The sequence below is a fragment of the Rhodoligotrophos defluvii genome (assembly GCF_005281615.1).
Classification (GTDB): Bacteria; Pseudomonadota; Alphaproteobacteria; order Rhizobiales; family Im1; genus Rhodoligotrophos; species Rhodoligotrophos defluvii.
In genome coordinates, this window is sequence record NZ_SZZM01000008.1 from 183,652 (window position 1) to 202,217 (window position 18,566).

General features: G+C 65.8%; 19 protein-coding genes. 9 read left to right on the top strand and 10 right to left on the bottom strand.

Translation table 11 applies throughout. From position 1 onward, the window contains the following. Nucleotides 1-2 precede the first annotated feature (2 nt). The 7 genes from aat to cobS all read right to left on the bottom strand — a co-directional run bounded on the left by aat (nt 3) and on the right by cobS (nt 6,007). The gene (aat, locus tag E4P09_RS24535) at nt 3-671 is read right to left on the bottom strand and encodes a leucyl/phenylalanyl-tRNA--protein transferase (protein ID WP_137392287.1); all 669 of its coding nucleotides are present in this window, start codon (nt 669-671) and stop codon (nt 3-5) included. Nucleotides 672-712: 41 nt separating this feature from the next. After that, entirely contained in the window at nt 713-2,071 is a 1,359-nt protein-coding gene (gene accC, locus E4P09_RS24540) for an acetyl-CoA carboxylase biotin carboxylase subunit (RefSeq protein WP_137392288.1), read from the bottom strand. Nucleotides 2,072-2,090: 19 nt separating this feature from the next. After that, nucleotides 2,091-2,567, bottom strand: coding sequence for an acetyl-CoA carboxylase biotin carboxyl carrier protein (accB, locus tag E4P09_RS24545; protein WP_137392289.1), 477 nt, complete (start codon nt 2,565-2,567; stop codon nt 2,091-2,093). 116 nt (nt 2,568-2,683) lie between these two features. After that, on the bottom strand, nt 2,684-4,186 hold the full coding sequence (locus E4P09_RS24550; protein WP_137392290.1) for a phosphomannomutase/phosphoglucomutase: 1,503 nt from the start codon (nt 4,184-4,186) through the stop codon (nt 2,684-2,686). A gap of 39 nt (nt 4,187-4,225) precedes the next feature. Next, entirely contained in the window at nt 4,226-4,936 is a 711-nt protein-coding gene (locus tag E4P09_RS24555) for a retropepsin-like aspartic protease family protein (protein ID WP_137392291.1), read from the bottom strand. Further along, nucleotides 4,933-5,181, bottom strand: a complete 249-nt coding sequence (locus tag E4P09_RS24560; RefSeq protein ID WP_137392292.1) for a DUF1289 domain-containing protein — start codon at nt 5,179-5,181, stop codon at nt 4,933-4,935. Before E4P09_RS24560 ends, E4P09_RS24555 begins: the two co-directional genes overlap by 4 nt. A 16-nt stretch (nt 5,182-5,197) precedes the next feature. Next, the gene (cobS, locus tag E4P09_RS24565; protein ID WP_239025357.1) at nt 5,198-6,007 is read right to left on the bottom strand and encodes an adenosylcobinamide-GDP ribazoletransferase; all 810 of its coding nucleotides are present in this window, start codon (nt 6,005-6,007) and stop codon (nt 5,198-5,200) included. 113 nt (nt 6,008-6,120) lie between these two features. On the opposite strand from cobS, the gene cobT reads away from it, so the two are divergent. Then, entirely contained in the window at nt 6,121-7,149 is a 1,029-nt protein-coding gene (gene cobT / locus E4P09_RS24570) for a nicotinate-nucleotide--dimethylbenzimidazole phosphoribosyltransferase (RefSeq protein WP_137392293.1), read from the top strand. A gap of 106 nt (nt 7,150-7,255) precedes the next feature. Here cobT and E4P09_RS24575 read toward each other — a convergent pair whose 3' ends face one another. Further along, nucleotides 7,256-8,164 (bottom strand): histidine kinase, encoded by a 909-nt coding sequence (locus E4P09_RS24575; RefSeq protein ID WP_137392294.1) that lies wholly within the window; start codon nt 8,162-8,164, stop codon nt 7,256-7,258. Nucleotides 8,165-8,475: 311 nt separating this feature from the next. Here E4P09_RS24575 and E4P09_RS24580 point away from each other — a divergent pair, with 311 nt between their 5' ends. The 7 genes from E4P09_RS24580 to E4P09_RS24610 all read left to right on the top strand — a co-directional run bounded on the left by E4P09_RS24580 (nt 8,476) and on the right by E4P09_RS24610 (nt 14,399). Further along, a complete protein-coding gene (locus E4P09_RS24580) occupies nt 8,476-9,087 on the top strand; it encodes a glutathione S-transferase family protein (protein ID WP_137392295.1) in 612 nt (203 codons plus the stop codon). Between the two features lie 27 nt (nt 9,088-9,114). Next, complete coding sequence (locus E4P09_RS24585) at nt 9,115-9,852, top strand: MBL fold metallo-hydrolase (RefSeq protein WP_137392296.1); 738 nt, start codon at nt 9,115-9,117, stop codon at nt 9,850-9,852. Then, a complete protein-coding gene (locus E4P09_RS24590; protein ID WP_170984629.1) occupies nt 9,836-10,852 on the top strand; it encodes an alpha/beta hydrolase in 1,017 nt (338 codons plus the stop codon). Before E4P09_RS24585 ends, E4P09_RS24590 begins: the two co-directional genes overlap by 17 nt. A gap of 184 nt (nt 10,853-11,036) precedes the next feature. Further along, nucleotides 11,037-11,882 (top strand): IclR family transcriptional regulator, encoded by an 846-nt coding sequence (locus tag E4P09_RS24595; protein ID WP_205042294.1) that lies wholly within the window; start codon nt 11,037-11,039, stop codon nt 11,880-11,882. A 41-nt stretch (nt 11,883-11,923) separates the two neighbouring features. Next, nucleotides 11,924-13,135 carry an iron-sulfur cluster carrier protein ApbC gene (gene apbC, locus E4P09_RS24600; protein WP_137392298.1) on the top strand — a complete coding sequence of 404 codons (1,212 nt, stop codon included), beginning with the start codon at nt 11,924-11,926 and terminating at the stop codon, nt 13,133-13,135. A 9-nt stretch (nt 13,136-13,144) separates the two neighbouring features. Beyond that, on the top strand, nt 13,145-13,777 hold the full coding sequence (locus E4P09_RS24605; RefSeq protein WP_137392299.1) for a LysE family translocator: 633 nt from the start codon (nt 13,145-13,147) through the stop codon (nt 13,775-13,777). A gap of 19 nt (nt 13,778-13,796) precedes the next feature. Beyond that, nucleotides 13,797-14,399: a cysteine hydrolase family protein gene (locus E4P09_RS24610; protein ID WP_137392300.1), complete on the top strand. Its 603-nt coding sequence runs from the start codon at nt 13,797-13,799 to the stop codon at nt 14,397-14,399. Here the strand turns inward: E4P09_RS24610 and E4P09_RS24615 are convergent. Both E4P09_RS24615 and E4P09_RS24620 read right to left on the bottom strand, forming a co-directional pair. Next, nucleotides 14,396-15,472 (bottom strand): universal stress protein, encoded by a 1,077-nt coding sequence (locus tag E4P09_RS24615; protein WP_170984630.1) that lies wholly within the window; start codon nt 15,470-15,472, stop codon nt 14,396-14,398. The genes E4P09_RS24610 and E4P09_RS24615 overlap by 4 nt on opposite strands. A gap of 18 nt (nt 15,473-15,490) precedes the next feature. Beyond that, complete coding sequence (locus tag E4P09_RS24620; RefSeq protein WP_205042301.1) at nt 15,491-17,038, bottom strand: SLC13 family permease; 1,548 nt, start codon at nt 17,036-17,038, stop codon at nt 15,491-15,493. Nucleotides 17,039-17,150: 112 nt separating this feature from the next. Between E4P09_RS24620 and E4P09_RS24625 the strand changes: the two genes are divergently transcribed. After that, nucleotides 17,151-18,539: a M20/M25/M40 family metallo-hydrolase gene (locus E4P09_RS24625; RefSeq protein ID WP_137392302.1), complete on the top strand. Its 1,389-nt coding sequence runs from the start codon at nt 17,151-17,153 to the stop codon at nt 18,537-18,539. The last annotated feature ends 27 nt before the right edge of the window (nt 18,540-18,566 follow it).

Here is an 18,566-nt window from a genome sequence, read left to right on the forward strand (position 1 = left end):
GCCTAAACGTGCTCGTCGCTCGGCATGAGCGGCATGGCGAGCGCCAGCACGGCCTCTGGATCGCCATCCTCGCGGAAGGCGTGGAAATCACCTTCCATGCACAGCGCCTCGTCCAGCATTCCCCGATATTCGTCGCGGCTGATCTCGCATGCGCCGAACCGCGTGAGGTGGCTGGTCACGAACTGGGTGTCGAGCAGAGCGAAGCCACCCGCATTGAGGCGCGCCACCAGATGAACCAGCGCCACCTTGCTCGCATCCCGCGCGCGCGAGAACATGCTTTCGCCGAAGAAGGCGGCGCCGACCCGCACCCCATAGAGGCCGCCGACCAAGGCGCCGTCCTGCCAGCATTCCACCGTATGACAGACGCCGAGCTGGAACAGCTGCCCGTAAAGGGCGCGGATCCGATCGTTGATCCAGGTGGAGCGGCGGCTCGGCTTCGGTTCGGCACAGGCGCCGATCACGGCGGGGAAATCCGTATCTATGCGCACCTCGAAGACCCGCTGGCGGATGGTGCGCTTGAGCCGGCGCGGCACATGGAACGCATCCAGCGGGATGATGCCACGCCGCTCCGGGTCGATCCAATAGAGCGCGCTGTCCTCCGCGCTCTCGGCCATGGGAAAGATGCCAGCCGCATAGGCCTTGAGCAGGATCTGAGGAGTGATGGTGCTCATGACCGATGCCCTTCGCCCGACGGTACCCTTGACGCTTACATCTACGCCGACATTTGGCGCTTGCGGCGCTCGAGATATTTCTCCAGCCAATGAATATCGTAGTTGCCGTCGATTATGCCATCCTCCTGGAGCAGATCAATGAACAGCGGGATGGTCGTCTCGACGCCTTCGATGACATATTCGCTCAGCGCCCGCCTGAGGCGCATGAGGCATTCGTTGCGCGTCTTGCCCGAGACGATCAGCTTGGCGATCAGGCTGTCGTAGTAGGGGGGCACCGAATATCCGGCATAGACGGCGCTGTCGACGCGCACGCCGAGGCCGCCTGGCACGTGGACCGACTCGATCCGCCCGGGGGAGGGCACGAAGGTGAGCGGGTTTTCCGCGTTGATGCGGCATTCGATGGCGTGTCCGGAAAAGCTGATCTCCTTCTGCGAGACCCCGAGCCGGGCGCCGGCCGCGATGCGGATCTGCTCCTGCACGATGTCGATGCCGGTGATCGATTCCGTGACGGGATGCTCGACCTGCAGGCGCGTGTTCATCTCGATGAAATAGAAGGCGCCGTCCTCATAGAGGAACTCGACAGTGCCGGCCCCGGAATAGCCGAGATCGGCTATGGCCTTGGCCACTTTCGTGCCGATCTCATCCCGCTGGTTGGCATTGAGCGCCGGCGACAGCGCCTCTTCCCACAGCTTCTGGTGCCGCCGCTGGAGGGAGCAGTCGCGCTCGCCGAGGTGGACGGCACTACCTTGGCCGTCGCCAAGCACCTGAATCTCGATGTGGCGCGGCTTGTCCAGGTACTTTTCGAGATAGACCGCATCATCGCCGAAGGCGGCCTTGGCCTCGCTCTGCGCCGTCTGCAGGGCCTGCTCGAGCTCCGTCTCGCTGCGGGCGACCTTCATGCCGCGCCCGCCACCACCCGCGGCCGCCTTGATCAGCACGGGAAAGCCGATCTCCTGGGCTGCGCGCCGGGCTTCGTCCATGGAGCGGACGGCGCCGTCGGACCCCGGCACAACCGGCAGCCCCAAGCGCACGGCCGTGCGCTTGGCCTCGATCTTGTCGCCCATGGTGCGGATGTGCTCAGGGCTCGGGCCGATGAAGATGATGTTGTGGTCGGCCAGGATCTCGGCAAAGCGGGCATTCTCCGCAAGGAAGCCATAGCCCGGGTGCACCGCGTCGGCCCCGGTGATCTCGCAAGCGGCGAGCAAAGAGGGGATGTTGAGATAGCTGTCGCGGGCGGGCGGTGGTCCGATGCACACGCTCTCATCCGCCAGGCGCACATGCATGGCGTTCTCGTCCGCCGTCGAATGCACCGCCACCGTCTTGATGCCGAGCTCGCGGCAGGCGCGCATGATGCGCAGGGCGATTTCGCCGCGATTGGCGATCAGGACCTTGTCGAACATGGAGTGCCCCGATCTTCCGTCATTCGATAATCATCAGCGGCTCGCCGTATTCGACCGGGGCGCCGTCTTCGACGAGGATCGCCGTGACCTTGCCGGCATGAGGGGCCGGAATGTGGTTCATGGTCTTCATGGCCTCGACGATCAGCACCGTCTCGCCTGCGGCCACCTGCTGGCCCACCTGCACGAAGGGCTGGGCGCCCGGTGCCGGCGCGCGATAGGCGGTGCCGACCATGGGCGACTTGACCGCGCCCGGGTGCTTGGCGGGATCGGCGGCGGTGGCCGCGGAAGCGGCAGCCTCGGCCAGGCCGCCGGAAGCCGCCGAAACCGGCACGGCCACCGGGGCTGCCACCACATGGTTGACCGCCTGCCCGGCGCGAGAGACGCGCAGCCGCATGCCGTCCTGCTCGATCTCGATTTCCAGAAGGCCCGTCTCGTTGAGGAGATCGGCGAGATCGCGAATCATGGTGTGATCGATGACGGCCTTATCTCTGCGCATGCGCTACAATCTACCTCTGATACCGCAAATTTGGCGGTGTTATAGTCGCAAAGCCCCACCGAAGGAAGCATGCGGATCGAGAGCGGCGCATCTTGCCGCGCTCGAGCGTGGACCGTTCAGGCGATCTTCTGATTGTATTCTCCCACCTCGGGATAGCTCGACAGATGCATGTCGATATTCTTGAACATGGCCTTCATCATTTCTTCCGAGGCCGGGCTTTCGCACACCACCACCAGCTCGGGCTTGTTGGATGACGCGCGCACCAGGCCCCAGGTGCCGTCCGCCAGGGTGACGCGCACGCCGTTCACCGTCACAAGCTCGCGGATCGGCTGGCCGGCCACCCGCTCGCCATTGGCCGCGAGCTTCTGGTAGTGCCGCACCACCTTGTCGACGATGTCGTACTTCACCTCGTCGGCGCAGTGGGGCGACATGGTGGGCGAGCCCCACGTGCGAGGCAGCGCGTTCTTCAGATCCGCCATGGATTTGTCCGGGTTGCGGTCGAGCATGTCGCAGATGGCGATGGCCGAGACCAGCCCGTCGTCATAGCCGCGGCCCACGGGCGCGTTGAAGAAGTAGTGGCCCGACTTCTCGAACCCAGCCAGGGCCTTGATATCGCGGTTGCGGCGCTTGATGTGGGAATGCCCGGTCTTCCAGTAGTCGGCCTTGACGCCGTTCTGCTTGAGCACGGGGTCGGTGAGGAACAGGCCGGTCGACTTCACATCGACCACGAAGGTCGCGCCCGGATGCAGCGCCGAAAGGTCGCGGGCGAGCATGACCCCGACCTTATCGGCGAAGATCTCCTCGCCCTCGTTGTCGATGACCCCGCAACGGTCGCCATCGCCATCGAAGCCCAGGCCGATATCGGCCTGGCTCTCGCGCACCTTGTCGGCGATGGCGTGCAGCATCTTCAGGTCTTCGGGATTCGGGTTGTAATTGGGGAAGGTGTAGTCGAGGTCGCAATCGAGCGGCACCACCTCGCAGCCGATGCGGCTCAGGACTTCCGGGGCGAAGGCGCCGGCCGTGCCGTTGCCGCAGGCGGCCACCACCTTCAGCCGGCGCTTGAGCTTCGGCCGGTTGGTGAGGTCTTCGATATAGCGCTGCTGCAGATCCCGGATCAGCTTCAGCTCGCCCCCGGGCCGCTCGCGCCAGCGGCCGTTCATCACGATGTCCTTGAGCGCCGCCATCTCGTCGGGCCCGAAGGTGACCGGCCGGTCCATGCCCATCTTCACCCCCGTCCAGCCATTGTCGTTGTGGCTGGCGGTGACCATGGCCACCGCGGGCACGTCGAGCGCGAACTGGGCGAAATAGGCCATGGGCGTCATGGCGAGGCCGATGTCGTGCACGGTGCAGCCCGAGCCGAGCAGGCCGGTGATCAGCGCGTGCTTGATGGACGAGGAATAGGAGCGGTAGTCGTGGCCGACCACGATCTCCGGCTTTACCCCGCGCTCGGCGAGGAAGGTGCCCAGGGCGAGCCCCAGGCAGCGGATGCCGAGCAGGTTGATCTCGGGGCCGAACAGCCAGCGCGCGTCATATTCCCGGAAGCCGGTCGGCTTGACCAGCGGCAGCTCCTCATATTCGCGGGTATTGGGAACCAGATCCTGCCTCGGCGTGACGGCCATGGGATACTCCTTCGGTGCGTTTGACTGGAGCCAATAACATCATGGGCGCAGCACCAGTTCGCTTCCGCGAAACTCGAAGGCGCCGAGGCTGCGCAGGAAATTCATGCCGAGCAGGCTGCCGCGCATGGCGCCGGGCTGGGTCACCAGCGCGCGCAGGCCCGGCACCGAGATCCCGCCCACCGATACCGACTGCAGCCGCACTTCAGCGGCGCGCGACCGGCCGTTGGCCGTATCCACCGGTACATTGAAATAGAGATCGGCCGGATTGATGCCGACCCTCTGCGCGTCTTCATAGGAGAGGGTGACGGTCGTCGCGCCCGTGTCGAGCAGCATGGCGAGGGGATGGCCGTTGATCTCCGCATGCAGGTTGAAATGGCCGCTGGCGTCGGCCCGGATCGTGACGATCTGCTGGTCCGCGCCGCCAACCGAGACGGTCCGGGTCGCCGGCAAGCCCGGCACCAGCTCGCCCGCGAGGCGCTGGCCAATGGCCGAAAGCTCGAAACGGTAGGTATAGGCGATGAGCAAGACCAGCGCGATGAACAGCCATGTGGCGATGTGCTGGGCCGCCACGTTGATTCTGCCGCGATAGGACCACAAGAGCGGCAGGCCGATGACCAGCAGCAGGGCTGCAGCCGAGGCGAGGCGCGCGAAATCCGCATCGGTGATGCCAATGGCGCCGCCAGGGTCATCCACCAGGATGAGGATGATGGCGGCCAGCGCGAGAATGCCTATGCCGAGCCAGCCGATCATGGGCGATCGGCCTCCGCCTGCAACAAGGCCCGCCGGGCTCTTGCGCCGCCCTTGCGCCGGCGCTCCGCGGCCATGGACACGAGCCGCGCCGGCAATTCGGCCATCACCGCCCGCCGCTCATCCCGCGACAAGGCGAGCCACCCGCCGATCTCATCGCGGCTGCGGCCACAGCCGATACACAGGCCGGTCTCGAGATCGAGCACGCACACCTTCACGCATGGGGTCTCGATGATGGTCTCGTCCATGGTCCACGTCATCCTGTCACGGCAGGCTCGCGGCAATGGCAAGCAGGAAAATGATCTCGCCAGCCTGCTGCACCGCCCCGGCAATGTCACCAGTCTGGCCACCAATCTGCGCATTCGCAAGCCGACGGACAAGAAGGAACACGGCATAGGACAGGAGCAGGGCCGCGCCGGCCGCGAACAGACCAAAGCTCCAGAAGGCGAGAAATCCCGCGACGACCCCGCCCAAGACCAGTGCTTGGCGGGTGGTGCGACGTTCGGGCATGCCGGCCGCAGCGGAGAACCCATCCGTGCGGGCCGGTGGCGTCGTGCCCAACAGCCGCACCAGCAGGGCCCGCGACCAGGCGCCGGCAGCCGCCAGCACGACGATCACGTTGGCCCAGCCGCCGAAATCGGAGATTTGCACGATGGCGCCAACCCTGAGGGCAAGCGCCAGAACCACCGCGCAGGCGCCATAAGTGCCCAGGCGCGAATCGCGCATGATGGTCAGCTTGGCATCCCGTGTTGCGCCGCCGCCGAGCCCGTCGGCCGTATCGGCCAGCCCATCCTCGTGAAAGCAGCCGGTCAGCAGCAAACTGCCGGCAACCGCCACCGTGGCGGCCAGAAACGGCGAAAGCCCAAGCTCCACGGCGATGGCAAAGGCGAGCCCGGTGATGAGGCCAACCACTATGCCCGCGACCGGAAAGGCGCGCATGGCACGGGTGAACGTTCCATCCCTGAAGTCGGCGCCGCGCACCGGCAGGCGCGTCAGCAGGCCGAGCGCCAGGCGGCTGTCTTCGATCCAGAGGGACAGGTCAAACCAGGGGCTGCGGCCATCACTGCGCGGCATTTTTCATCCATCCTGCAAGGCTCAAGCTTTCAAGCTGCCACGGCAGCGGCTATAGCGGTGAGCCATGGCGCTGTCGAAAGCGCGCCCAATCATCACCGTCGGACGGCTTTTTCATGACAGATTCGCTCAACCTCAGCCCCCTCGACGAGCTTCGCGACCTGGTCCGCAACCTGCCCGGACCGGACCAGGCAGCGGCTGAGGCGGCACGCGCCCGGCAGAAGGCGCTCACAAAGCCGCCCGGCTCGCTCGGCCGGCTGGAGGACCTCGCCGCCTGGCTTGCGGCCTGGCAAGGTCAGCACCCGCCTTCCATACGCCAGGCGATGGTCGTGGTCTATGCCGGCAATCACGGCGTTGTGGCGCAAGGGGTTGCGCCTTATCCACAGTCGGTGACCGCTCAGATGGTCAGCAATTTCCGGAACGGCGGCGCCGCCATCAATCAGATCTGCGAGAGCCTGGGCCTCGGCCTGCAGGTGTTCGAGCTCGGGCTGGAGGTGCCGACCGGCGATATCACCGAAACAGCGGCCATGAGCGAGCAGGAATGCGCGGCGACCCTCGTCTATGGCTTCGAGGCAGTGGCGGCCCAGCTCGACCTGCTGTGCCTCGGCGAGATGGGCATCGGCAACACCACCATTGCCTCGGCCCTGTGCCTGGCCTTGTTCGGCGGCGAGCCCATGGACTGGGTGGGGCCCGGCACCGGGCTCGATCAGGCGGGGATCCGCCGCAAGGCCGAGGTGGTCGGCCGGGCGGTTGCGCTGCACGCGGAGGCGTCAGGCGATCCCTTGGCCATATTGACGCGCCTGGGCGGGCGCGAATTCGCGGCCATATGCGGTGCGATCATCGGCGCGCGCATGCGGCAGGTGCCGGTGGTGCTCGATGGTTTCGTGTGCTGTGCCGCCGCCGCAGTGCTGCATGCCATCGCGCCGGATGCGCTTGACCATTGCGTTGCCGGGCACCGCTCCGCCGAGCCTGCCCACGGACGGCTGCTGGAGCGCCTGGGCAAGCAGCCGCTGCTCGATCTCGACATGCGGCTGGGCGAGGCTACGGGTGCGGCGCTTGCGGCGGGCGTGCTGAAATCCGCCGCGCAGATCCATCGCGGCATGGCCACTTTCGCGGAAGCCGGGGTGAGCGGGCCGAAGCCGTAGAGCGTTCCGCTTTTCCGAACCGCGAAACCGTGTCTCAAGTTCTTGCTTGGTCGCATTTTCTTTATGCGAACCGGTATCCACTTCGCTCGAAATGCTCTGGGGCTGCTCATTGGGTCACGGCCATCAGCAGCCGCTGGCCTGTGGTCGGCGGCACCAGCGGCCGGCGTTCGACCGGCGTCGGATCGACCGTCTGCCAGGGTGGAAAATCGACGGTCAGGATGGTTCCGCCCCCGACAGCCGTTGCGGCAGAGAGCGACGCCTGGTGGCGGCCCGCCAGGGTTCCAGCCGCTGCGAGCCTGCTGCTTTCGGGCAAATGACCACCGTCGCTCGCAACCGTAAGTCTAATACCTCCAAGATTGTTGAGGCCGCATCTCATGGTGATCTGCCCTCCATCGGGGCAGCCGGCGAGACCACGGGCCGCAAGGACCGTCCACAGACGCTGCAGGCTGGCGCGCTCGCCAGCAAGCAGGGGCAGGCCGGGTTCCAGTGCGACATTGACCGCGATATCCCGCGCGCGGGCCTGATCGCGCAGGGCATACCGCGTGGCGCGCGCGAGCACGGCTGGGGAGATTACATCTTCATCTTGCGCGGGGGGCGCCTGCTGCAATTCGGCGCGTCCCGAGAGCCCGCAGCGCAAGACAGACATGGCGAGGCCTGCGGCGGCAAGAAGAACAATCCCTACCACGGAAAACTGGAGGTCGTGATTTGCTCCGGGCAGGATTATCAGCAGCAGCGACCAGACCAGACCAAGCAGCGCGCCGGCGGCCACAAGCCAGCCGAGCAGCGGCCGGCCATTCCCCGCAGGGGACGTTGCCGTTGCGATGCGGCGACAGATGATGAGCTGAAGACCCTTGGCGATGAAGACGCCGGCCAGCCAAAGCAGGGCTTCGGTGGAGCGGCCGGCGAGCGCAGCCAGAAACATCCCGATCAGGGCCAGCGCGGGTGTCGTCCAGCCCCAACGCAACTGATCGGCGGCGAACAGCGGAAGCCAGACCTTCCCGCGAATGGTGGCCATGGGCGCCGGTGGCTCAGCCGCAAGAGCCGGAAGGTTAATCCGGTGAACCGCGGATGGCTTGGACGGGTGCTCAGCTGTCATCTGGATAAATCGAGGGCGCAGGCCCAGTTGGGCTTGTTTGTCATTGATGGCTCGGAACCCGAATGGCTGATGGGCATGCCGGCCGATCGCGATGCCCCCATCACGATCAGCGCGTGCCGTATGGGCATGCTAGGGCTGAGGGGATTAAGAAGCGCTTCCCGGAGCTGGTTAACGAAGTAACATCAATTTCATTCGTATTTTCGGCAGCTGAGCAATGAAGCAGGGACTCCATGAAGCTTTATGAGGAGGGCAGGGCGCCCAATCCCCGCCGCGTGCGCGTTTTTCTCGCCGAGAAGGCCATCACGGTCGAGCGCGTCCAGGTCGACATCAATGCCAAGGAGCATTTCACGGAAGAGATGCTCAGGCTTAACCCTATCGGACGGCTGCCCTTCCTGGTCCTTGACGACGGCCGCGTGATCGCCGAGACGATCGCCATCTGCCGCTATTTCGAGGAGCTCCATCCCGAGCCCGTTCTGTTCGGCCGGGATCCTTTCGAGAAGGCCATGGTCGAGATGTGGCAGCGACGGGTCGAGCAGCGCCTCTTGGACCCGGTGGCCCAGGCGTTCCGCCATACCCATCCGAAAATGGCGCCCCTCGAGCAGCCGCAGATTCCAGCGTGGGGCGAGGCAAACCGCGACAAGGCCGCTTGGATGCTGGACTTTTTGAACCGCGAGATGGAACATCGGCCCTTCATTGCCGGCGACCGATTCTCGGTGGCCGATATCACGGCCCTGGTCGCGGTCGATTTCATGAAACTCGCCAAATTGGCGCTGACCGAGCAGCATCCGCATTTGAAAGACTGGCATGACCGCGTCTCCGCACGGCCAAGCGCCAAGGCCTGAACCCATTTTTGTGCTTCCGAGGCATCGATGAAGGTCACGTTCGTCGGAACCGGCGATGCCTTCGGCAGCGGCGGGCGGTTCAACACCTGCTTTCATCTGGAGACCGCCACCGCGACCGTGCTGGTGGACTGCGGCGCGTCGTCGCTGGTCGCCATGAACCGGCTCAATATCGATCCCAACCCGATCGGTGCGATCATCCTGAGCCACCTGCATGGCGATCATTTCGGCGGACTGCCCTTCTTCCTGCTGGAATGCCAGTTCGTCACCCGGCGCACGGAGCCGTTGACCATCGTGGGCCCCCCGGGCATGGAGGTACGGGTGAGGGCGCTATGCGAGGCCATGTTCCCTGGTTCGAGCACCGCCAACCGCCGTTTCGCGGTCCACTATGTGGAAATCGCGCCGGGCAGCCGGCCGCGCGATATCTGCGGCATCGGGGTCGAGAGCCGCGAGGTGATCCATCCGTCGGGTGCTCCGGCCACGGCGTTGCGGCTGGAATGCGGCGGCAAGGTCTTCGCCTATTCCGGCGACACGGAGTGGACGGACGCGCTATACGCGATTGCGCGGGATGCGGACCTGTTCGTGTGCGAGTGCTACGCTCACGACCAGGACGTGCCCTATCACCTCAGCTACAAGACGCTGCTCGCGCGGCGGGACAGGTTCGGCGCACGCCGCATGATGCTGACCCATATGGGCCGCGACGTGCTCGCCAAGCGCAACGAGATCACCTTCGAAATGGCCGAGGATGGCGGTGTGGTCACCCTCTGACGGCGGCCTCGGCCTGATCGCCCGTGCCATCCTGGCAGCAGCTCTCATCCTGGGCTTGGCGGCTGGCGGGCTTACGGCCTGCGCGCCCCAGCTGCAGCTGCGCGCCGATATCCGCCTCGAGCCGCATCTGGAAAAGGACGCGGCCGTCATGGCGGATGGCTATCGCCTGCCGCTTACGACCTGGGCCGCCAAGCGCCCCAAGGCAGTGATGATCGCCGTGCACGGGTTCAACGCCTATAGCGGCGACTTCGCCCTGGCTGCGCCCTGGTTCGCGAAGCGTGGCGTCACGGTTTACGCCTATGACCAGCGCAGCTTCGGGAAAACCGCGCAACGGGGCATCTGGCCGGGCAGCGACGTGCTGGTCGATGACCTCAAGACGGTGACAGCCCTTATCAAAGCGCAGCATCCCAAGCTGCCGGTCTATGTGATGGGCATGTCCATGGGTGGGGCGGTCACCATGGTGGCGCTCAGCCAGGGGCTGGACGCAGCCGGAGCGATCCTGGTGGCGCCCGCGATCTGGGGCTGGCAGGCCATGAACCCGCTCTACAAATCTGCCCTTTGGCTTGTCGCGCACACGGCGCCGGCAGCCACCGCGACCGGCAGCGGGCTGGACATCTGGCCCACCGACAATATCGACGTGCTGCGCGCGATGGGCAAAGACGAGCTCTATATCCGCGAGACCCGGTTCGATTCGGTCTACGGCCTGGTCACGCTCATGGACGAGGCCTATTCCATAGCCCCCAGGCTGAAGACGCCGCTGCTCTATCTCTATGGCGCCAATGACCAGCTGGTGCCGAAGGGCCCAACCGCCGCGGTCATGGCCTCGCTGCGCGGGCCGCGCACCCTGGCTTACTATGACCAGGGCTGGCACATGCTGCTGCACGACAAGCAGCGGGAGACCGTCTACCGCGACATCCTCAGCTGGATCGAAAATCACGCTGCGCCGTTGCCCTCGGGCCGCGAATTGCCGCCCGGCTCGGTGGCCGAGCGCGTCAGATAGCTTGACCCGGCGAATTCATAACTATAAAAGTTGGAAATAGGGGCGCAGTTGCCGCACGATGAGCCTGCGAGTGGCAGGGCACCGAGTGGCGGGCCAACCGAGCGGCGAGCCACCCAGAGGCGAGCCCTCGGACGGTTCACCGCCGAGCGGCTATCGGCGCAAGTGTCAGGGAAGGCTGCCGCACATGAATATGATTGCCAGGTTGTCGACCGAGGAGGAGCGGAGGCGGCTCGAGGTTCTTGTTCCCAGCAAGGACATCTTGCGCGCCTCGGGTCAGGTGCAGTCCCTCAGCCGTGCGCTCAAGCTGCTCAACTCCCTGTCGCATCACCCGCAGGGCCTGTCGCTCAGCGAGGTTGCCCACGAGGTGGGCCTGCCCACATCCACCGCCCACCGCCTGCTCACCACCTTGCAAAACGAGCGCTATGTGCGGTTCGACCAGGAGCGGTCCACCTGGCTGATCGGGGTGCAATCGTTCCGCGTCGGCTCGGCTTTCGTGCGCTCGCGCGATCTCGTGTCCATGGCGCGGCCGTTCATGCGGCGGCTGATGGAGCAGGCGGGCGAGACCGTCAATCTCGCCATTCACGATCGGAGCGAGGTGGTCTATCTCGCCCAGGTCGAATGCCAGAAGATGATGCGCGCGGTCGTGGGCCCAGGTGGGCGGACGCTGCTGCATTCTTCCGCCTGCGGCAAGGTGCTGATGGCCCATCTCAAGGAGAGCGATGCCTGCCGCATCCTCATGGGTCAGGAACTCAGGCGAGAGACGCCGAACACGCTCACCACCATTGACGCTCTGCGCCGGGAGATGGCGGCGATCCGCAGCCGGGGCTATGCCATCGACAACGAGGAGACGGCGGTCGGGCTGCGCTGCATCGCCAGCGTGATCTGCGACGAGCACGGCGCGCCGCTGGCCGCTCTGTCCGTCTCGGGGCCGAGCGCACGTCTCACCGATGGCCGGCTTGCCGGTCTTGGGCTTGCGGTGAAGACGATTGCAGCCGAGATTACGGCCGAGGTCGGCGGGCGCTCCGTGTAATATAGAGGGTCAGCGCCGACCCGTGACAAAGCAACGGGCCGATGACTGACATCACCAAAGACCAGGTGCTCGCGCAGCTTGCCAAGGTGCGCGGGCCGGACCTCACCAGCAATATCGTTGCCTTGGGGCTCGTCTCGGAAATCGTCATCCGTGACGGCACGGTGACTTTCGCCTTGAGCATCGATCCGGCACGGGCCCGCGAGATGGAGGCCTTGCGCCAGGCGGCGGAGAAGGCTGTGAGCCAGCTCAGTGGCGTGAAGCAGGTGATGGTGGCGCTCACGGCGGAGGCCCCCTCCGGCACCAGGCCAGCCGCCCCGCCGCAACCGCCCGCCGCAGGCGCCCGTACGGTCAATCCGCCGCCATTCTCGCCCCGCCCAGGCGCTCCTGCCCGAACGGGCGGCGCCACGGCCGGCGCGCCGGGCCAGCGGCCAGCGCGGCAAGGTGGCGCCGTGCCCGGCATCAGCCACATCATCGCGGTGGCGTCAGGCAAGGGCGGGGTGGGCAAGTCGACCATGGCGGTCAACCTCGCCCTGGCGCTGAAGGCCAACGGCCTCAGGGTCGGCCTGCTGGATGCGGACATCTACGGACCGTCCATGCCACGGCTGCTCGGCATCACCGGCAAGCCGCGCTCCGCCGGCGGCCGCACCCTGCTTCCCATGGAAGGTCATGGACTGAAGGTGATGTCCATGGGCTTCCTGGTCGAAGAGGAGACCCCGATGGTCTGGCGGGGGCCGATGGTGATGTCGGCGCTAACCCAGATGCTGCGCGAGGTCGCGTGGGGCGAGCTGGACATCCTGGTGGTGGACATGCCGCCCGGAACCGGCGATGCCCAACTGACCATGGCGCAGCAGGTGCCGCTCGCCGGCGCCGTCATCGTGTCGACCCCTCAGGATCTCGCTTTGATCGACGCTCGCAAAGGACTGAACATGTTCCGCAAGGTGGACGTGCCGGTCTTGGGCCTTATCGAGAACATGAGCTATTTCATCTGCCCTAAATGCGGCGAGCGGTCGGAGATCTTCGGCCATGGCGGCGCGCGGGAAGAAGCGCACAGGCTGGGCGTGCCGTTCCTCGGCGAGGTACCGCTCGATATGGCCGTGCGCGAGCGCTCCGACGCAGGTCAGCCCATTGTCGTCTCCGCGCCCGAGAGCGTGCATGCCCAGATCTTTGGGCAGATCGCCCGGGAGGTCTGGTCGCAAATCACCGAGGGCCGCGCCAGCCAGGGCCGCAAGGCACCGCGCATCATCATCGAGTGAGGCATTAAGATGCTCATCGATCCCGCAACTTTGGCCGCCTTCGGGCTTGCGTGTCTTGCGGTCTACGTCGCGCCCGGTGCGGACATGGCCTATATCGGCGGCACGGCCATGTCCGGCGGCTTGCGCCGTGGTCTGTGGGCAGCGCTCGGCACGGTGACCGGCGTGGCCGTCCAGGCCTTCGCCACCGCCTTCGGCGTCGTGGCGCTGTTCGTGGCGTCCCCCATCCTGTTCGAAGCGGTGCGCTGGGCGGGTGTGGCCTATCTCGCCTATCTCGGCGTCCGCATGCTCATGTCCGCCAGCCAGACGCGTCTGACCCAAATTGGGACAGTGCAGCCGTTGCACCTCATGGCCAAGGGCGCGGCCATCAATCTGCTGAACCCCAAAATCTCGCTGTTCTTCCTTGCCTTTCTGCCGCAATTCGCCGATCCCGGCCGCGGGTCCATGACCAGGCAGCTCTTGATCCTGGGCGGGCTGTTCACCGCCGGCGCGCTTGTCTGGTGCCTCTTTCAGGCCTATGCCTTTGCCCGTGCGGGACATTGGCTCGCCGCCCGGCCGCGTCTTCAGCTGTGGCAGGAGCGGGCGACAGGGGGCGCCATGCTGGTTTTCGCCGGCATGCTGGCTGCCTCCGGCGTCCGCCGTTGATCTGTCGAGGGGATGCTTGATGAGTGCACCGAAGACCCTGCTGCAAATGGCCGGCGCGCAGCTTGCGCCGCCCGAGCTCGCCAACAGCACCCTGGTGCTGATCGATTATCAGAATGAATATCAATCCGGCGCCCTGCCGCTGGCCGGGATCAACGAAGCCGTCGATGCCGCGGCCGCCCTGCTGATCAAGGCGCGTGCTGCCGGCGCCCGCATCATTCACGTGGCCCATAAGGGCAAGGCGGGCGGCCTGTTCGACCGGGACGCGGCACGAGGACAGATCATTCGCGACCTCGCGCCGGCTCCTGGCGAGATCGTCATCGAGAAGCCGCTGCCCAATGCCTTCGCCAAGACATCGCTTGGCGAAGTGCTGCAGCAGGACGGGCAACGCCCTCTGGTGGTCGCCGGCTTCATGACTCACATGTGCCTGAGCTCCACCGTGCGCGCGGCGCTCGACCTGGGTTATGCCACCACCGTGGTGGAGTCTGCCTGTGCGTCGCGCGACCTGCCCGATATGGACGGCGAAACGGTGAGCGGGCACCTGGTCCACCGCGTCGCCCTGGCGGAGCTTGCCGACCGGTTCGCGCTGGTGGTCAGGGATGCCGGGGCTTTTCGTGAGGCTTAGCGAACATCCAGCACGGAGGTGCGGGCATCGCGCACCACCGCATAGGAAACCGAGCCCTTGAACACCCGCTGCAGGCGGGTGCGTCCCTCGTCCGACACCACGATGAGCTTGTGGCTCGAACCGTAGCGGATGATCTGCTCGGCCGGATCGCCCACGGCCACCTTGGTCTGTGCCACATCGATGCGCATGCCCTTGAGCAGAGCGCGCGCGTTATCCACGGCCTCGCGCGCCGCCGCGCGGTTCTTGAGCGTCGGTGCCACGGCGAAAAGGGTGATCGGCGCGCCGCAGGCATGGGCCAGAACGGCGGCGCGCTTCACGGTGTCCATGGAGCGGGCGCTGCCATCGGTGCAGATGAAGAAGCCGGTCTTCTGCTGGCTGCTCTTGCGGGCGACCAGAACGGAGCAGGGGGCCAGCATCACCACCTTCTGCACCACGCCGACCCCGAAGAGCAGCGAGCGGGCCTCGTGCCGCCAGCGCGACGGCTCGCCCAGGATCATCAGGTTGTAGGGCCCGAGCTCGTACTGGTCGAGAATGCCGCTCGCCGCGTCGGGTGCGGTCTTGAGCTTGAGAACGATGCTGCGCCCGGTGGTCTCGTCGCGATATTCCACCTTGTTGTCGCCCAGCGGGTCGCCCCACACATCGGTGTGCGCGATGGTGAATTTCCAGCCCTCGGGGGTGATGCCCTCCTGTTTCAGGAGCTCGAGCCCTTCACGCAGATCGCGGATGCCGGGCAGCTCGATACCCCAGTCGAGCATGTTCTGACGGGCGACGCGCACCTGCAGGCCGCCCGAGGCCAGCCCGTGGTCCACGTGGCGGATATAGAGCAGGATGATGTCGCACTCATCCTTGCCGCCGAGATAGGCGGCCATGCGCACCGCTTCATGGGATTCCTCCGAGCCATCGATGCAGACGAGAATGCGGAAGCGCTCCCGCCGGCGGCGGCGCAGCTCGTCGATCTCCCGCTGCACCGCCTTCTCGTGATGGGAGGGCGGCCGCCGCCGGCGCGGCAGCGTGCCCGTGGCAGCGCCGCTGTCTGCGGACAGGCCGAGTGCTGTCCTGAGTTGATCGAACATCCTCATGGCCGGTGAAGCTTAACGCCAACGATCAATGAGGGGCCATAGGAATTCGGCCTGCAGCAGCAACAGGATCATCGACATCAACGCCATGCGCCAGCCGACGCGCAGGAAATCGGAGATCTGCAGATAGCCTGAGGAGAAGACGATGGTCGAGGCCGGCGAGCTGGCAACCGCCAGATAGGCGAAGGCCGAGGCGAAGGCGGTGATGAAGCCGACATGGATCGGGTCGGCGCCGGTCGGCACCGCAAGCTTCAGCACGATCGGCCCCAGCACGGCGACAGCCGCGCCCGGTGCCATGGTGTTGGCGACCGCCGCGGTCAGAAAGGCGATGCCGGCCAGAAGGCCCAGACCCCGGCCAAGCCCCAGCGGCTCGAACAGGGCGAAGACCTGATCGGCAAGCCAGCTGGCCGCGCCCGTCGCCTGCATCTCGACACCCAGCGAGATGGCGGCGGCATAGAGCAGAACCACGCCCCAGTTCACGCCGCTGTTGATGTCTTCCCATTTCACCAGTCCGGTCACCAGGAAGGCGCAGGTGCCGAGCAGCGCGACCGTGCCCATACCGATGATCTGCGAGGCTGTGATCCAGCCGATCATGACGAGCAGGAAAATGCCCACCGCAAGCCAGGCGCCCGGCCGCATCGGCCCTTCCATCTCGATCTGCAGCCTGAGCTTGGCGACCGCCCGGGCCAGATCGCGCCGTTCCGGCCGGAAGGTGAGATAGAGGATGGGGGTGACGAACAACAGCTGGGCGATGAAGAGCGGATAGCCGTAAAGCATCCAGGTGAGGTAGTCGACCACGTAGCGCCGGGTCGAAGGATCGGCGGGTTTATAGAAGAACTCCTGCCAATAGCCGATCATAATGGCATTGCGGGCGCCACCCGAGGGCGTGCCGATGCCGGCGGTGGTGCAGCCGAACACGATCGAGAAAAGGATCAAGGCGCTGAGCTTGCGGATGCGGGCCGGGTTCTGCGCGGTGAGCGATATGAGCGTGATGCCCACCGGCAGCATCATCGCCGCCACCGTGTGCTCGCCGATGAACGAAGCCATGAGGCCGCATACGGCCGAGATGCCGAAGCAGACATTCACCGTGCGCGTGCCGGTGATGCGCACGATGCTCCAGGCGATGCGCTTGTCCAGCTTCTGCTTGACCACCGCGACGGCCAGCATGAGCGAGCCCATGATGAACAGCACGGAGTCGGTCATCAGGTTGCCGGCCACGATGTCGGAATCGAGGCCGACCAGCACCACCTGGCCGATGATGATCAGCAGCGCCACCGTGGGCAACGGCACCGGATGGGTGATGAACAGCACGGTTGCCGCGCCCGACATGATGAGCATCACCCAGCCTTCGCGGCTGAGACCGGTGGGCGGGGAGAAGGACAGCATCAGCGCGCCCACGGCGAGCACGATGAAGAACCAGCGCTTCTCCCAGAAATAATAGAGGTCTACCTGCGAGCGCAGCACCAGCAGCCGCTGGTAGCCCTGGCGCATGAGCCAGGTGGACCACCCGGCGGATGGCTCATGCGCCTGCAGACTATCATGGGCCAATGTCAGGCTTGACACTGGGATTGCCTCTTGCTCGCCCCGAACACAGCTGACACTATCCCTGACCTGCAAATGGATAATTACCGGTTGCGCCGCCCTTTCATGCTATCGCGACCGTATGCGGGGAAAAATGCCAGACTCAACCGTGTTGTCTCATATTGACCAGGGGCTCGATCAAAGCCTCGACCGCCTGTTCGAGCTCTTGCGCATCCCGAGCGTTTCCACCGACCCGGCCTATGCGCAGGACTGCGAGCGTGCTGCACAGTGGCTGGTGGCAGAGCTTGCCGGATTGGGCTTCGATGCTTCGGTGCGGCCGACCCCTGGCCGGCCCATGGTCGTCGCCCATTATAACGCGGCAGGCAGCCCGAATGCTCCCCGGGTGCTGTTTTACGGGCATTATGACGTGCAGCCGCCGGATCCGCTGGACCAGTGGGTGACCCCGCCCTTCGAGCCGCGCATCGCCACCGGCCCGGATGGGGAGAAGCAAATCGTCGCCCGCGGCGCTGCCGACGATAAGGGGCAGCTGATGACCTTCATCGAGGCGGCGCGCGCCTGGCTCGCGACCGAGGGTGCGTTGCCGGTCAATGTCACCGTCTTGCTCGAGGGCGAGGAAGAGACGGGCAGCCCCAGCCTTCTGCCCTTCCTCGAAGCGAATGCGGAAGAGCTGAAAGCGGACGTGGCGCTGGTCTGCGATACCAACATGTGGGACGCGCAAACGCCAGCGATCTCCACCCGGCTGCGCGGTCTCGTCATGGATGAGGTGACCATCACCGGGCCGGCCATGGACCTGCATTCCGGGCTCTATGGCGGGCCATCGCGGAATCCGATCCGGGTGCTCGCCCGGGTGCTAGCCGGGCTGCACGACGAGGACGGCCGGGTTACGCTTCCCGGCTTCTATGACGGCGTGGAGGAATTGCCGCCTGAGATTCGCGACCAGTGGAACGCGCTCGATATCTCCGCCGAGCAGTTCCTCGGCGAGATCGGGTTGGCCATACCGGCAGGGGAACGCGGCCGCTCCGTTCTGGAACAGCTGTGGTCACGGCCCACCTGCGATGTCAACGGCATCTGGGGCGGCTATACGGGCGCCGGCTCGAAGACGGTGATCCCGTCGAAGGCCTCGGCCAAAGTATCGTTCCGCCTGGTCGGCAAGCAGCAGCCGCTGAAGATCCGGGAGGCCTTCCGCGCGTATGTCCGCGGCGCGATCCCAAGCGATTGCAAGGCGGAGTTCATCGGCTTCGGCGCGAGCCCGGCGATCGAGATCCCGACCGACAATCCGCAACTGAACAAGGCAGCCGAGGCGCTCACGGAAGAATTCGGCAAGGCGCCGGTGATGATGGGCTGCGGCGGGTCCATTCCCATCGTGGGCGCCTTCCGCAACATGCTCGGCATGGACAGCCTGTTGATCGGCTTCGGCCTGCCGAATGACCGCATCCACAGCCCAAACGAAAAATATGACGTGGCGAGCTTCCATCACGGCATTCGCAGCTGGGCGCGTATCCTGGGTCGACTAAGGGCGTAGTCCACCTGGCACGGCTTTCGCAGGGCC

Excerpts from the sequence above, each read along its gene's own strand:
- aat (WP_137392287.1), bottom strand. The coding sequence starts at position 671 with ATGAGCACCATCACTCCTCAGATCCTGCTCAAGGCCTATGCGGCTGGC.
- accC (WP_137392288.1), bottom strand. The coding sequence starts at position 2,071 with ATGTTCGACAAGGTCCTGATCGCCAATCGCGGCGAAATCGCCCTGCGC.
- accB (WP_137392289.1), bottom strand. The coding sequence starts at position 2,567 with ATGCGCAGAGATAAGGCCGTCATCGATCACACCATGATTCGCGATCTC.
- E4P09_RS24550 (WP_137392290.1), bottom strand. The coding sequence starts at position 4,186 with ATGGCCGTCACGCCGAGGCAGGATCTGGTTCCCAATACCCGCGAATAT.
- E4P09_RS24555 (WP_137392291.1), bottom strand. The coding sequence starts at position 4,936 with ATGATCGGCTGGCTCGGCATAGGCATTCTCGCGCTGGCCGCCATCATC.
- E4P09_RS24560 (WP_137392292.1), bottom strand. The coding sequence starts at position 5,181 with ATGGACGAGACCATCATCGAGACCCCATGCGTGAAGGTGTGCGTGCTC.
- cobS (WP_239025357.1), bottom strand. The coding sequence starts at position 6,007 with ATGCCGCGCAGTGATGGCCGCAGCCCCTGGTTTGACCTGTCCCTCTGG.
- cobT (WP_137392293.1), top strand. The coding sequence starts at position 6,121 with ATGACAGATTCGCTCAACCTCAGCCCCCTCGACGAGCTTCGCGACCTG.
- E4P09_RS24575 (WP_137392294.1), bottom strand. The coding sequence starts at position 8,164 with ATGGCCACCATTCGCGGGAAGGTCTGGCTTCCGCTGTTCGCCGCCGAT.
- E4P09_RS24580 (WP_137392295.1), top strand. The coding sequence starts at position 8,476 with ATGAAGCTTTATGAGGAGGGCAGGGCGCCCAATCCCCGCCGCGTGCGC.
- E4P09_RS24585 (WP_137392296.1), top strand. The coding sequence starts at position 9,115 with ATGAAGGTCACGTTCGTCGGAACCGGCGATGCCTTCGGCAGCGGCGGG.
- E4P09_RS24595 (WP_205042294.1), top strand. The coding sequence starts at position 11,037 with ATGAATATGATTGCCAGGTTGTCGACCGAGGAGGAGCGGAGGCGGCTC.
- apbC (WP_137392298.1), top strand. The coding sequence starts at position 11,924 with ATGACTGACATCACCAAAGACCAGGTGCTCGCGCAGCTTGCCAAGGTG.
- E4P09_RS24605 (WP_137392299.1), top strand. The coding sequence starts at position 13,145 with ATGCTCATCGATCCCGCAACTTTGGCCGCCTTCGGGCTTGCGTGTCTT.
- E4P09_RS24610 (WP_137392300.1), top strand. The coding sequence starts at position 13,797 with ATGAGTGCACCGAAGACCCTGCTGCAAATGGCCGGCGCGCAGCTTGCG.
- E4P09_RS24615 (WP_170984630.1), bottom strand. The coding sequence starts at position 15,472 with ATGTTCGATCAACTCAGGACAGCACTCGGCCTGTCCGCAGACAGCGGC.
- E4P09_RS24625 (WP_137392302.1), top strand. The coding sequence starts at position 17,151 with ATGCCAGACTCAACCGTGTTGTCTCATATTGACCAGGGGCTCGATCAA.